Below are 14,954 nucleotides of genomic sequence, written 5' to 3' on the forward strand. Positions count from 1 at the left end.
CGGTACGTATCTTGTTTTAAAGGAGCCTTCATGTTCACGGTTTATCATTCCAATCAGCTGGATTTATTGAAAACGCTGACCAGCGCGCTGATAGCCAGAGATCCGTTGGCCGATCCTTTTCAACAGGAAGTGGTACTGGTGCAGAGCCCCGGCATGGCGCAATGGCTGCAAATGCAGCTGGCGGAACAGTTCGGCATCGCCGCCAATGTCGCGTTTCCGCTGCCGGCGACCTTCATTTGGGACATGTTCACCCAGGTATTGCCGGATATCCCGAAAGAGAGCGCCTTCAGCAAGGACGCCATGACCTGGAAGTTGATGTGGCTGCTGCCGGATATGCTGACCCAGCCGGCGTTCGCGCCGCTGCAGCACTATCTGACCGATGACGGCGACAAGCGTAAAATCCACCAGTTGGCCGGCCGGGTAGCTGACCTGTTCGACCAATACTTGGTTTACCGCCCGCAGTGGCTGGAGAGCTGGCAGCGCGGCGAGCGCATCGACGGTCTGGCGGAGGCGCAGCAATGGCAGGCGCCGCTCTGGGTGCGCCTGGTGGAATACACGCGCGAGCTGGGGCAACCTGAATGGCATCGCGCCAATTTGTACAGTCGCTTTATCCACGCGCTGGAGCAGGCGACAACGTGCCCGGCCGGTTTGCCGCCGCGGGTGTTTATCTGCGGTATTTCAGCGCTGCCGCCGGTTTATCTGGAGGCGCTGCAGGCGCTGGGGCGGCATATCGATATCCACCTGATGTTCACCAACCCCTGCCGCTACTATTGGGGCGACATTCAGGATTACGCTTTCCTGGCCCGCTTGCAGAGCCGCAAGCGTCGTCACTACCATCAGGCGCGCGAACAGGGGTTGTTTCGCGAGCCTGGCGACGCGGCGCATCTGTTTGACGCCGAAGGGCAGCAGCAGCTCAGCAACCCGCTGCTGGCCTCCTGGGGCAAGCTGGGGCGCGATCACCTCTATTTGCTGTCGCAGATGGAGGGGGCGCAAGAGGTCGACGCCTTTGTCGATATCCCGGCCGATACCATGCTGCACGCCGTTCAGCGCGATATGCTGGAGCTGGAAGACCATGCGGTAATCGGCATTACGGCGGATACGCTGGAAAGCAGCTTCAGCAAGCGCCCGCTCGATCCGCAAGACCGTTCCCTCAGCCTGCACGCCTGTCACAGCCCGCAGCGGGAAGTGGAGGTATTGCACGATCGGCTGCTGACCATGCTGGCGGAGGATCCCTCGTTGACGCCACGGGATATCATCGTGATGGTGGCGGATATCGACAGCTACACGCCTTACATTCAGGCAGTGTTCGGCAATGCCCCCGCCGAGCGCTACCTGCCGTTCGCCATTTCCGACCGTAAGGCACGCCAGGCGCATCCGGCGCTGCAGGCGTTCATTTCTCTGCTCGATCTGCCGCAAAGCCGCTTTACTTCGGAGCAGGTGCTGGCGCTGCTGGAGGTGCCGGCCCTGGCCGCCCGTTTCGCCATTGGCGAAGAGGGGTTACGCCTACTGCGCCATTGGGTGGGTGAATCCGGCGTACGCTGGGGCCTGGACGACGATAACGTGCGCGAACTGGATCTGCCCGCCACTGGCCAGCATACCTGGCGCTTCGGCATTACGCGCATGCTGCTCGGCTATGCGATGGACAGCAATGCCGGCGATTGGCAGGGCATTTTGCCTTACGACGAGTCGAGCGGATTGGTCGCCGAACTGGCGGGACAACTGGCGGATCTGCTGGCGCAGCTCAGCCATTGGCGGCAAATCTTGAGCGAGGCGCGCTCGCTCGACGCGTGGCTGCCGCTGTGCCGGCAACTGCTGGATGCTTTCTTCGTTGCGGACAGCGACACCGAAGTGGTGCTGGCATTGATCGAGCAGCAATGGCAGCAGGCCATCAATTTTGGCCTGGCGGCCCGCTATCCCGATGAGGTGCCGTTGACCATTCTGCGCGACGATCTGGCGGCGCGGCTCGATCAGGAGCGCATCAGCCAGCGCTTCCTCGCCGGGCAAATCAACTTCTGCACGCTGATGCCTATGCGCTCCATTCCGTTCAAGGTGGTGTGCCTGCTGGGTATGAACGACGGCGTGTATCCGCGCACGCTGCCGCCGCTGGGCTTCGATCTGATGGCGCAACAGATCAAACGCGGTGACCGCAGCCGCCGCGATGACGACCGCTATCTGTTCCTGGAGGCGATTCTGTCCGCGCAACAGCGGCTGTATATCAGCTTCATCGGCCGTTCCATCCAAGACAACAGCCCGCGCTATCCTTCAGTATTGGTGACCGAGCTGCTGGAGTACCTCGAACAAAGCTATTGTCTGCCGGGAGATGAAGAGCTCAGCGCGGACGACAGCGCCCAACGGGTTGGCGAGCACTTGTTGACGTGGCACGCGCGCATGCCGTTCGCCGCCGAGAATTTCTTGCCGGGCTCGGAGGAGCAAAGCTATGCCGCCGAGTGGTTGCCCGCCGCCGACGGGCGTGGCGCGGCGCATCCGGCCTTTAACCAACCGCTGCCCGCCGAGGCGTTGCAGCAGGTCTCGTTGGATGAGCTGCTGCGGTTTTACCGTCATCCGATTCGCGCCTTCTTCCAGCTGCGGTTGGGCGTCAGTTTCATCCTGGAAGAGACCGAACTGCCGGACGAAGAGCCCTTCACGCTGGATAATCTCAGCCGCTACCAATTCAACAGCCAACTGCTGAATACCCTGATCGACGGCGACGATCCCGAGCGGCTATTCCAGCGGGTGCGCGCCGCCGGCGGCTTGCCTTATGGCGCTTTCGGCGAAATCTATTGGCAAAAGCAGCAGGAAGAAATGAGCGAACTGGCCGAGCAGGTGCGTGCGGAGCGCACACCGAGCCATAGCCTGGAGCTAGATATCGAGATAGCCGGCGTGCGCCTCAGCGGCTGGTTGCATCAGGTGCAGGATGACGGCCTGCTGCGCTGGCGGCCCGCCACGCTATCGGCGGTGGACGGCATATTGCTGTGGTTGGAGCATCTGGTGTACTGCTGCGCCGGCGGCACCGGCGAGAGCCGCATTTACGGCCGCAAGAACTCCGCCTGGCGCTTTGCCGCGCTGGCGCCTGAAGATGCGCAAGCGCAGCTGGCGGAACTGCTGGCGGGCTATCAGCGCGGTTTGTGTCAGCCGCTGTTGCTGCTGAACAAGAGCGGCTGGGCATGGCTGAGTCAGTGCTATCAGCCGGAAACACAGCAAATCGACTGGGAGGAAGAAGCGCAAATTAAGGCCCGCGCCAAATTGCTGCAGGCCTGGCAGGGCGATCAGCGCATTCCCGGCGAAGGGGAAGATCCCTACGTGCAGCGAGTGTTCCGACAGTTAGACAATGACTACTTAGCGCAAATACTGGCCGAAACAGAGCGTTATCTGCTGCCGGTGGCGCGACATAACCTGGGGTAACAATCCCCCGGTGGTGCTGTGCGGCGCGAGGTGGTAAAAATAACGAAGGTTATATTCAACCATTGGGGTGATTCCCGGTCTTACATAACGTACAGGCATATACCCGCCGTTTCTCAGGCCGACATACTGGCGGAGAACTCGGCGAGTACAGATTTGGTTATGTGATTTTGATGCACGTCGCCAACGTCAGGGAGTGGGCGTAGCGACGTCGGAATAGGGGTTTATTTTGGATATGCGCAGACAGTTGGCCCGTATCGCCGGGCTGGTATTATTGGCTATGTGTTGGGCACCGTTGAGTTGGGCCGCGCAAGGATGGCAACCGCTGGCGGAGAAGATCAACAAGAGCGAGCACGATCCGCGCCAGTACGAGGCGATCAAGCTGGCTAACGGTATGACGGTGCTGCTGGTGTCAGACGCCCAGGCGCCGAAGTCGCTGGCGGCGCTGGCGTTGCCGGTCGGTTCTCTCGAAGATCCGAACAGCCAACTGGGGTTGGCGCACTATCTGGAGCATATGGTGCTGATGGGCTCCAAACGCTATCCAGAGCCGGAAAACCTGTCCGAATTCCTGAAAAAGCACGGCGGCAGCCACAACGCCAGTACGGCCTCTTATCGCACCGCCTTCTATCTGGAAGTGGAAAATGACGCGTTGGAGCCGGCGGTCGATCGCATGGCCGACGCCATTGCCGAGCCGCTGCTCGATCCGGGCAACGCCGATCGCGAGCGCAACGCGGTGAATGCCGAATTGACGATGGCGCGTTCGCGCGACGGCATGCGTATGGCGCAGGTCGGCGCGGAAACTCTTAACCCGGCGCACCCAAGCGCGCGCTTCTCCGGCGGCAATCTCGACACGCTGAAAGACAAGCCGGACAGCAAGCTGCATGATGAACTGACCGGCTTCTATAAGCGCTACTATTCCGCCAACCTGATGATGGGCGTTTTGTACGGCAATCAGCCGCTGTCGCAGCTGGCTGACATTGCGGCGAAAACCTTTGGCCGCGTGCCGAATCACGACGCCAGCGTGCCGCCGATCACCGTGCCGGCCGTCACGCCGGAACAGCAAGGTATCATCATTCACTATGTCCCGGCGCAACCGCGCAAGCAGCTGAAGATCGAGTTTCGCATCGATAACAACAGCGCCGCGTTTCGCAGCAAAACCGATACCTACATCAGCTACCTGATCGGCAACCGCAGCAAGAACACGCTGTCCGACTGGCTGCAGAAACAGGGGTTGGCGGACGCCATCAATGCCGGCGCCGATCCGATGGTGGATCGCAACGGCGGCGTCTTCGCCATCAGCGTTTCCCTGACCGACAAAGGCCTGGCCAAGCGCGACGAGGTCGTCGCCGCCATCTTCAATTACCTGAAAATGCTGCGCAGCGAAGGCATCAAGCAGAGCTACTTCGATGAAATCTCGCATGTTCTGAACCTGGACTTCCGTTATCCCTCGATCACGCGCGACATGGACTATATCGAATGGCTGGTGGACACCATGCTGCGCGTGCCGGTTGAGCATGCGCTGGACGCGCCTTACCTGGCCGATCGCTATGATCCTAAGGCGATCGCCGAACGCCTGGACGCCATGACGCCGCAAAATGCGCGCATCTGGTTCGTCAGCCCGGATGAACCGCACAACAAGACGGCCTATTTCGTCAATGCGCCTTACCAGGTCGACAAAATCACGCCGCAGCGTTTCACGCAGTGGCAGCAACTGGGCAGCGGCATTTCCCTGTCATTACCGGCGCTCAACCCGTACATTCCGGATGACTTTACCCTGACCAAGCCGTCGCACGAGTTCAAAAAGCCGGAAATGGTGGTGGATAAACCCGGTCTGCGCGTGCTGTACATGCCGAGCCGCTACTTTGCCGACGAGCCGAAGGCCGACGTCACCGTCGCTTTCCGCAACGCCAAAACCATGGATTCCGCGCGCAACCAGGTATTGTTCTCGCTGACGGATTATCTGGCCGGTCTCGCGCTGGATCAACTGAGTTATCAGGCGTCGGTCGGCGGGTTGAGCTTCTCGACCTCACCGAATAACGGCCTGATGTTTAACGCCAACGGCTTTACCCAGCGTCTGCCGCAGTTGCTGACGGCGCTGATCGAGGGCTATTCCAGCTTCACGCCGACGGAAGATCAGCTGGCGCAGGCCAAGTCCTGGTATCTGGAGCAGTTGGACGCCGCCGAGAAGGGCAAGGCGTTCGAGCTGGCGATTCAGCCGGTGCAAATGGTTTCACGCGTGCCGTACTCCGAGCGCAGCGAGCGCCGCGAAGTGCTGAAGACGCTGACGCTGAAAGACGTGCTGGCCTATCGCGACAGCCTGCTGGCCGAGGCCACGCCGGAGCTGCTGGTGGTGGGCAACATGAGCAAGCAACAGGTCGATACGCTGGCGTCGACGCTGAAACATCGTCTGGGCTGTACCGGCATCGAATGGTGGCACGGCGAAGACGTGGTGGTGGACAAGGATCAGCTGGCCAACCTGCAACAGGTGGGCAGCAGCACCGATTCGGCGCTGGCGGCGGTCTACGTGCCGACCGGCTACGACGAAGTGACCGGCATGGCCTACAGCTCGCTGCTGGGGCAGATCATTCAGCCGTGGTTCTACAGCCAGCTGCGTACTCAGGAGCAATTGGGGTATGCGGTCTTCGCCTTCCCGATGTCGGTGGGGCGCCAGTGGGGCGTCGGCTTCCTGCTGCAGAGCAACAGCAAACAGCCGGCCTACCTGTACCAGCGCTATCAGGATTTCTACCCGAAAACCGAGAAGCGTCTGCGTGAAATGAGCGAGGCCGATTTTGAACAATACAAACAGGCGCTGATCAATGAACTGAAGCAGCGGCCGCAAACGTTGAGTGAGGAAGCCAGCCGGTTCGCCAACGATTTCGATCGCGGCAATTTCGCTTTCGATACCCGGCAGAAGCTGATCGCGCAGGTGCAACAGCTGACGCCGGCCAAACTGGCGGATTATTTCCATCAGGCGGTGATCCAGCCGCAAGGGCTGGCGGTGCTGTCGCAGGTCAGTGGCAGCGGGCAAGACAAAGCGGACTATGCGGCGCCTAAGGATTGGGTCACCTATCCGAACGCCTCTGCATTGCAGCAGATCCTGCCGCGCAAAGTGGCGACGCCATGACGGAAATCGCCCCGCAAAGGCTGGAGCCGCTGACGTTACCGCTGTTCGGCGAACGCCTGATCGAGGCGTCGGCGGGCACCGGCAAAACCTTCACCATCGGCGCGCTGTATCTGCGTTTGCTGCTGGGGTTGGGCGGTGAAGCGGCGTTTCCCCGTCCGCTGACGGTCGAAGAAATCCTGGTGGTGACCTTTACCGAGGCCGCCACCGAGGAGCTGCGCGGGCGCATCCGCGACAATATTCACGGGCTGCGCATCGCCTGCGTGCGGGGTAAAGACGCAGAATGCAAAAATCTGCTATTTATCGAATTGATGGAAGAAATCGACGATTTGAGCGACGCCGCCTCACAGTTGCTGGCGGCGGAGCGGCAAATGGACGAAGCGGCGATCTACACCATCCACGGTTTTTGCCAACGGATGTTGACCCACAACGCTTTCGAGTCCGGCATGCTGTTTGAACAAACGCTGGTGCAAGACGAATTGCCGTTGCGGCGGCAGGCCTGTGCAGATTTCTGGCGCCGTCATTGCTATCCGTTGCCGCTGGGCGTGGCGCGTGCGATCAGCCAGGAGTGGAGCGGCCCGGAAGCGTTGCTGGCAGATCTTGCCGGTTATCTGCACGGCGAAGCGCCGGCGCTGCGTCGGCCGCCGAAAGACGAAGAAACCGTATTGATGCGCCATGAGCAGATCGTTGCGCGCATCGACGCCATCAAGGCGCAATGGCGGGCGGCGGCGGGCGATCTGGAGGCATTGATCGCCCAGTCCGGCGTCGATAAGCGCAGCTACAGCAGCAAGCACCTGCCGAACTGGCTGAACAAGGTCGGCGAATGGAGCGGGCAGGAAACCCAGGATTACCAGTTGCCGAAGGAGTTAGACAAGTTTCGCCAGTCGGTGCTGTTGGAGAAGACCAAGAAAGGCGAACCGCCGCGCCATGCGCTGTTTACAGCGATCGACGAGCTGTTCGATGAGCCGTTGACGTTGCGTGATTTAATCATGGCGCGTGCCCTCAGCGAAATCCGCACCTCCATTCAGCAGGAAAAGCGCCAGCGCGCCGAGTTGGGTTTTGACGACCTGCTCAGCCGGTTGGACGGCGCCCTGCAAAGCGGCGGTGGCGAACAGCTGGCGCAGGCGATCCGCCAGCGTTACCCGGTGGCGATGATCGATGAATTCCAGGATACCGATCCGCAGCAATACCGTATTTTCCAAAAGCTTTACGTCGGCCGGCCCGATTGCGGCCTGCTGTTGATCGGCGATCCCAAGCAGGCTATTTACGCCTTTCGCGGCGCCGACATCTTCACCTACATGCGTGCGCGTTCAGAGGTGAGCGCCCACTATACGCTGGAGACCAACTGGCGCTCGTCGCCGTCGATGGTCGCCAGCGTCAATCACCTGTTTTCTCAGGTAGAAAAACCTTTCCTGTTCGGCCAAATCCCCTTTATCGAGGTCAACGCGGCGGAAAAGAACCAAGGGCTGGCGTTTGAGCTGCACGGCAAGCCGCAACCGGCGATGCAGTTCTGGCTGCAGCAGGGAGAAGGCACGGGTGTAAGCGATTACCAACAGCTGATGGCGCGCCTGTGCGCCACGCAAATTCGCGACTGGCTTAGCGCCGGGCAGCAGGGGCTGGCGCGGCTGCATGGCGGCAAGGAATCTCGGTCAGTACAAGCCTCCGATATTACGGTGCTGGTGCGCAGCCGGAATGAAGCGGCGTTGGTGCGTGATGCGCTAAGCGCATTGTCCATTCCGTCGGTCTACCTGTCCAACCGCGACAGCGTGTTCGACACCCCGGAAGCCAAAGACCTGCTGTGGTTGCTGCAGGCGGTGTTGGCACCGGAGCAGGAACGCACGCTGCGCAGCGCTATGGCCACCGGGCTGATGGGGCTGGATGCGCCGACGCTGGACGGCCTGAGCCGCGATGAGCGCGCCTGGGACGCGCTGGTTAACGAATTCGATAATTACCGCACGCTTTGGCTGCGTCGCGGCGTATTGCCGATGCTGAGCGAGGTGATGAAAGCGCGCCAGCTGGCGGAGAACCTGTTGGCCAGCCCCGGCGGCGAGCGGCGTTTGACCGATGTGCTGCATCTGGGAGAGCTGTTGCAGGAAGCGGCGGCGCAGCTCGACAGCGAGCATGCGCTGGTGCGCTGGCTGGCGCAGCAGATCGCCCAGCCCAATCGCCAGTCCGACAATCAGCAGCTGCGGCTGGAGAGCGACCGGCATCTGGTGCAGGTGATCACTATTCACAAGTCCAAGGGGCTAGAGTTCGATCTGGTGTGGTTGCCGTTCGTCGGCAATTTCCGCCAGCAGCAGCAGGCGCTGTATCACGATCGCCACAGTTTCCAGGCGTTGCTGGATCTCGATGCCAATGAAGAGAGCCAGGCCTGGGCGGAGGAGGAGCGCTTGGCGGAAGACCTGCGTCTGCTGTACGTGGCGCTGACCCGCTCGGTGTACCACTGCAGCATCGGCATCGCGCCGTTGTTCCAGGGCACGCGCAAGAAGCAGGGCGATACCGATCTGCACCGCAGCGCATTGGGTTATCTGGTGCAGGGCGGGCAGCCCGGCGACGCCGTGTATCTGCAGGAGCGCCTGCAGCAATTGGCGGGTGGCGGCATTGCGCTGTCGCTGGTTGAATCGCCGGACGAAGCGCCCTGGCAGCCCCAGACGGCGTTGGCCGAAGCGCTGGCGGCGAAAAGCTTTACCCGGCGGATCCAGGATTTTTGGCGGGTGACCAGCTATACCGGTTTGCAGCAGCACGGCGCGAGCCTGATGCAGGATCTGCTGCCGCGTCTGGATATCGACGCCGCCGGCGAGCGGGGGGAAGAAAGTGAGCCAGCGCTTACACCGCATACTTTCCCGCGCGGCGCGACGCCCGGCACCTTCCTGCACAGCCTGTTTGAAACGCTGGACTTCACCCAGCCGCTCGACGAACAGTGGCTGCTGGAACAGCTGCAACAGCAAGGGTTCGCTGAACACTGGCAGCCGATTTTGCTGACGTGGATGCAGGTGTTGCTCAACACGCCGCTCGATGGCAGCGGCGTGACGCTGGCGGCGCTAACGCCGCAGCACAAGCAGGCGGAGTTGCAGTTCTATTTGCCGATTAACCGGCTGTTGCAGGCGCAGGAGCTCGATGCTCTGGTGAAGCGTTACGATCCGCTTTCCGCTCGCTGCCCGGCGCTGGATTTCCATCAGGTGCAGGGCATGCTGAAAGGCTTTATCGACCTGGTGTTCTGTTGGCAGGGCAAATACTACCTGCTGGACTACAAGTCCAACTGGCTGGGGGAAGACAGCAGCGCTTATACCCGGCCGGCGATGGAGCAGGCGATGGCGGAGCATCGTTACGATCTGCAATACCAGCTCTACACGCTGGCGTTGCATCGCTATCTGCGTCATCGGCTGCCGGATTATGATTACCGGCGCCACTTCGGCGGGGTGATTTATCTGTTCCTGCGCGGCGTGGATGCGGCGCACCCGGGCAACGGCATTTTCACCTGTCTCCCCGAATTTGAGCTGGTGGCGGGAATGGATCGCTTGTTCAGCGGCGAAGCTGCGGCGGCGGAGGAAGAATCATGATCGCACTGCTGGAGCAGGCGGTGGCGCTTGGCGCGCTGCGGCCGCTGGACGTGCAGTTTGCCCGCGTGGTGGCGAGCGAAGACGAACCCGATATTTTGCTGGCCGCTGCCTGCCTGAGCGCAGAGGCAGGGGCCGGTCACGTCTGCCTGATGCTGGATCAACTGCAGGCGGACACCCTGTTTGAAGGGCGCCAGCCGGCGCTGGCGCTGGCGATGTGGGAAACCGCCGGGCGACCGGATAGCGCGCGTTGGCAACAGCGTTTGGCGGCCAGTGCGGCGGTCGGAGACGGCAGCGGCGCTACGCCGTTGGTGCTGCGCGGGCCGCGTTTATATCTGCAGCGCATGTGGCAAAACGAAGGCGAAGTGGCGGCGTTTATCGGCGGTGAAGGCGAATCGCTGGCGGTGCCGGAGGCGGAGCTGCGTGCCATTCTCGATCGCTTGTTCGGCGCGGCGAGCGACGAGCCCGACTGGCAGAAAATCGCCGCCGCGGTGGCTGCAACGCGGCGCATTGCGGTCATTTCCGGCGGGCCGGGCACCGGTAAAACCACCACCGTCGCCAAACTGTTGGCGGCGCTGGTGCAGCTCGATGAAAGCGCCCGCTTGCGCATTCAGCTGGCGGCGCCGACCGGCAAAGCGGCGGCGCGCCTGACGGAGTCGCTCGGCAGCGCCAGCCGTCAGCTGGCGCTGGCCCCGGCGCAGCAGGCGCTGTTCCCGACCGAGGCGGCGACGCTGCACCGTTTGTTGGGGGCGCAGCCGAACAGCCAGCGCATGCGCTATCACCGCGGCAACCGGCTGCATTTGGATGTGTTGGTGGTGGATGAGGCCTCGATGGTCGATCTGCCGATGATGGCGCGCCTGATTGCCGCGCTGCCCGACCAGGCACGGGTGATTTTCCTTGGCGACCGTGACCAGCTGGCCTCGGTGGAGGCCGGTGCGGTGTTGGGGGATATTTGCCGTTTTGCCGAGCAGGGATACAGCGATGCGCGCGCGGCGGAGCTGAGCCGCCTGACCGGTTGTGCGATCGAAGGGCAGCAGGCTGACGCGGAAGCGGCGGTGCGTGACAGCCTATGCCTGCTGCGCAAGAGCTATCGCTTCGATGCCCGCTCCGGCATCGGCCAACTGGCGTTGGCGGTTAACGCCGGTGCCGGGGATCGCGCGCTGGCGGCACTAAACGGCAGTTTCGGCGATGTCGCGGGCTATGCGCTGGCGACGAGTGAAGAGTATCAGGCGCTGTTGGATGCCTGCGTAGCGGGCTATCGCGATTCTCTGCGGCTGACCGCCGAAGGCGCGGACGCGGCGACGGTGCTGGCGGCCTTTGGCCGTTTCCAGGTGCTGTGCGCGTTGCGTGAAGGGCCGTTCGGCGTCGCCGGCCTGAACGAGCGCATTGAGCTCGGGTTGCAGCGCGCCGGTCTGATCGACCGCAAGCCGGGCGTGCTCGGCCGCTGGTACCGAGGGCGGCCGGTGATGATCGGCCGCAACGACAGCGCGCTGGGGCTGTTCAATGGGGATATCGGCATTACGCTGCCGGATGAGCAGGGGGAACTGCGCGTGCATTTCCAACTGCCGGACGGCAGCATCAAATCGGTGCAGCCGAGCCGTTTACCGGCGCATGAAACCGCCTATGCCATGACGGTGCACAAGTCCCAGGGATCGGAGTTTGACCATACGGTCCTGGTATTGCCGAATCACTTCTTGCCGGTGCTGACGCGCGAGCTGGTTTATACCGCGATCACCCGTGCGCGCAAGCAGCTCTCGCTGTACGCTACGGAGGCGGTGCTGTTGCGGGCCATTCGCACGCCGACCCAGCGTCGCAGCGGGCTGGCTGAACGGCTGCAGACAGCGGAATAAGCGGCAAGAGGGCGCGGCAATGAATGGCCGCGCCCGCAGGGATTACAGATCGGCCAGCAGGATTTTGGAACGGCGCTGGTAGTTGTACAGCGCCTGTTTTTGCATCGGCAGCACGTCGACCTCCGCCGGAGTGAATCCGCGCTCCTGGAACCAGTGGATGCTGCGGGTGGTCAGTACGAACAGCTTCTTCAACCCCATCTGCCGCGCCTGGTTTTCTACCCGCTGCAGCAGCATTTCGCCGCGCGAGGAGCTGCGGTAATCGGGATGCACCGCCACGCAGGCCATTTCACCGATTTTTTCCTCCAGGAACGGGTACAGCGCCGCGCAGGCGATAGTCAGGTTATCGCGTTCGATAATGGTGAATTTGTCGATCTCCATCTCCAGCTGTTCACGCGAACGGCGCACCAGGATGCCCTGCTGCTCGAGCGGCCGGATCAGCTCCAGGATGCCGCCGATGTCGTTGATCGTCGCCCGGCGCACCTGTTCGGCACTCTCCATCACGATTTGGGTGCCGATGCCGTCGCGCGAGAACAGTTCCTGCACCAGCGCACCGTCTTCCTGATAGCTGATCAGGTGGCTGCGGCGCACGCCGCTGCGGCAGCCTTTCACCGCGCCGCGCAGGAAACGCACGGTGCCGGAATGGTAATCGCCGCCTTCCTCCAGCTCTTCAAGGCGCTTTTGCGCATCGTTGGGGAACAGCTCGGAAAGGATATTGCCTTCGGCATCGGTTACGCCCTGCGAGGAGCAGAAACCGATCATTTTTTCCGCTTTCAGCTTGATCGCCAACTGGGTAGCCACTTCTTCTGACGTCAGATTGAAGCTCTCGCCGGTGACCGAAACCGCGACCGGGCCGATCAGCACGATGGCGTTGCTGTCGAGCTGACGGTGGATTGCGTCTTCATCGATGCGGCGAATGCGGCCGCTGTGGCAGTAGTCGATGCCGTCATCGACGCCCAGCGGCTGCGCGATGATGAAGTTGCCGCTGACCACGTTGATATGCGCGCCCTGCAGCGGCGTGTTGTTGAGGCTCATCGACAGCCGGGCGGTGATGTCGAGCTGCAGCAGGCCGGCAGCCTGCTTGACCAGTTCGAGCGTATGGGCGTCGGTCACGCGGGTGTGTTTGTGGTAGATCGGCTCATAGTTATGCTGAGCCAGATTGGCGTCGATTTGCGGCCGCGCGCCGTAAACCACCACCAGGCGAATGCCCAGGCTATGCAGCAACCCGATATCGTTGACGATGTTGGAGAAATTCTCGTGTTCGATGGCTTCCCCGCCGAGCATGATGACAAACGTCTTGCCGCGGTGGGCGTTGATATAGGGGACTGAGTGACGGAATCCTTGCACCAGCTCTGTACTACGTTCCTTCACGGCCAAACCTCTTTGCATATTTATACGGTATTTTTGTATTTTTATTCTTTTATTGTGCCGATGGCAAGTGGGAAATCGTCATGAAGAGTGTGCTAAGGGCGCTAAATCGTTAATAAATTGAAAAACCATAAAAAGATTTTCTGATGACAGGGCTGGAATGATTGGTTAAAGTTTTCGGCATCCCCATTTCATTGGTGTTTTTTTCATCTGTTGTAAACAGCTATTACTGCCGGAGCCGCATGCCAAACTCTAATCACAATCTGGGCCGCCGTCGTTTATTACAGGGCGTTGCCGCCAGCTGGTTGCTGAGTGTGAGTCGTACGGGCTTCGCCGCATCATCGCACGTGATCGCCGTGCGCGTCTGGCCATCCTCCACCTATACCCGCGTCACGTTGGAATCCAACGTCGAACTCAAATACAAGCAGTTCGCCCTGACCAATCCCGATCGCGTGGTGGTGGATATCGAAGGCGTTCACCTCAACAGCGTGCTGAAAGGCATCGCCGGGCAGGTGCGCGCCGACGATCCTTATCTCAAGCAGGCGCGCGTCGGCCAGTTTGATCAGAATACCGTGCGGCTGGTGCTGGAGCTCAAACAAAGCGTCAGCCCGCATATTTTCACGCTGGCGCCGGTGCCGGAGTATCGCAACCGTCTGGTGATGGATCTCTATCCGACCAAGGTCGGCAGCGGCGGTGAGGAGTATGATCCGCTACTGGCGTTACTGGAAGATTACAACAAGGGCGATCTGGAGCGCACGCTGCCGCCGGAAGCGCCGCAGGCCGGCAAGGCGGGGCGCGATCGGCCGATCGTCATCATGCTGGATCCTGGCCACGGCGGCGAAGATCCCGGTGCGATCGGCAAGTACAAGACGCGCGAGAAAGACATCGTGCTGCAGATTGCCCGCAAGCTGAGCGCCATGATCAAGCGCGAGCCGAACATGAAGGTGTTCATGACGCGCAACGAAGACGTGTTTATCCCGCTTAAGGTGCGCGTCGCCAAGGCGCGCAAGCAGCGTGCGGACCTGTTCGTTTCGATTCACGCCGATGCCTTTACCAGCCGCGCGGCGCGCGGTTCATCGGTGTTCGCGTTGTCCACCAAGGGCGCCACCAGTTCGGCGGCCAAGTTCCTGGCGCAGACACAGAACGCGTCGGACCAAATCGGCGGCGTCAGCAAGAGCGGCGACCGCTATCTCGACCACACCATGTTCGATCTGATCCAGACCGCGACCATCAACGACAGCCTGAAGTTCGGCAAGGAAGTGTTGAATCGGATGGGCAAAATCAACCGGTTGCACAAGAATCGCGTCGATCAGGCCGGTTTTGCGGTGTTAAAGGCGCCGGATATCCCGTCGATCCTGGTGGAGACGGCGTTTATCAGCAACATCGAAGAAGAGCGCAAGCTGCGCACCAGCCATTTCCAACAGCAGGTGGCGGAGTCGATTCTGGCAGGCATCAAGGCTTATTTCGCCAACGGCGGCGCGCTGGCGAGCCGATAACGGCAGGGCCGGGCGCGAGTCCGGCTATTTTCGCGGATTGCAGATACAAAAAAACACCCGTCAGGGTGCTTATCTGTTGTCATCAAGAGTTGGTTGCGGGGGCCGGATTTGAACCGACGACCTTCGGGTTATGAGCCCGACGAGCTACCAGGCTGCTCCACCCCGC

6 protein-coding genes are annotated in these 14,954 nt (G+C 61.4%); 5 read left to right on the forward strand and 1 reads right to left on the reverse strand.

What is annotated here, in order from left to right:
• Nucleotides 1–30: 30 nt before the first annotated feature.
• From recC to recD, 4 genes are all read left to right on the forward strand, one after another.
• On the forward strand, nucleotides 31–3,402 hold the full coding sequence (recC, locus tag AC6BYQ_RS21325) for an exodeoxyribonuclease V subunit gamma (RefSeq protein WP_498057512.1): 3,372 nt from the start codon (nucleotides 31–33) through the stop codon (nucleotides 3,400–3,402).
• A 232-nt stretch (nucleotides 3,403–3,634) separates the two neighbouring features.
• Nucleotides 3,635–6,523 (forward strand): insulinase family protein, encoded by a 2,889-nt coding sequence (gene ptrA / locus AC6BYQ_RS21330; RefSeq protein ID WP_498057518.1) that lies wholly within the window; start codon nucleotides 3,635–3,637, stop codon nucleotides 6,521–6,523.
• Nucleotides 6,520–10,080: an exodeoxyribonuclease V subunit beta gene (recB, locus tag AC6BYQ_RS21335; protein WP_498057513.1), complete on the forward strand. Its 3,561-nt coding sequence runs from the start codon at nucleotides 6,520–6,522 to the stop codon at nucleotides 10,078–10,080. Before ptrA ends, recB begins: the two co-directional genes overlap by 4 nt.
• Complete coding sequence (gene recD, locus AC6BYQ_RS21340) at nucleotides 10,077–11,927, forward strand: exodeoxyribonuclease V subunit alpha (protein ID WP_498057514.1); 1,851 nt, start codon at nucleotides 10,077–10,079, stop codon at nucleotides 11,925–11,927. Before recB ends, recD begins: the two co-directional genes overlap by 4 nt.
• A 42-nt stretch (nucleotides 11,928–11,969) precedes the next feature.
• Here recD and argA read toward each other — a convergent pair whose 3' ends face one another.
• Nucleotides 11,970–13,313 carry an amino-acid N-acetyltransferase gene (argA, locus tag AC6BYQ_RS21345; protein WP_154747479.1) on the reverse strand — a complete coding sequence of 448 codons (1,344 nt, stop codon included), beginning with the start codon at nucleotides 13,311–13,313 and terminating at the stop codon, nucleotides 11,970–11,972.
• A gap of 221 nt (nucleotides 13,314–13,534) precedes the next feature.
• Between argA and amiC the strand changes: the two genes are divergently transcribed.
• Nucleotides 13,535–14,788 (forward strand): N-acetylmuramoyl-L-alanine amidase AmiC, encoded by a 1,254-nt coding sequence (amiC, locus tag AC6BYQ_RS21350; protein ID WP_019455729.1) that lies wholly within the window; start codon nucleotides 13,535–13,537, stop codon nucleotides 14,786–14,788.
• Nucleotides 14,789–14,954: the final 166 nt, after the last annotated feature.

This window comes from Serratia sp. LTN-2 (assembly GCF_059740205.1).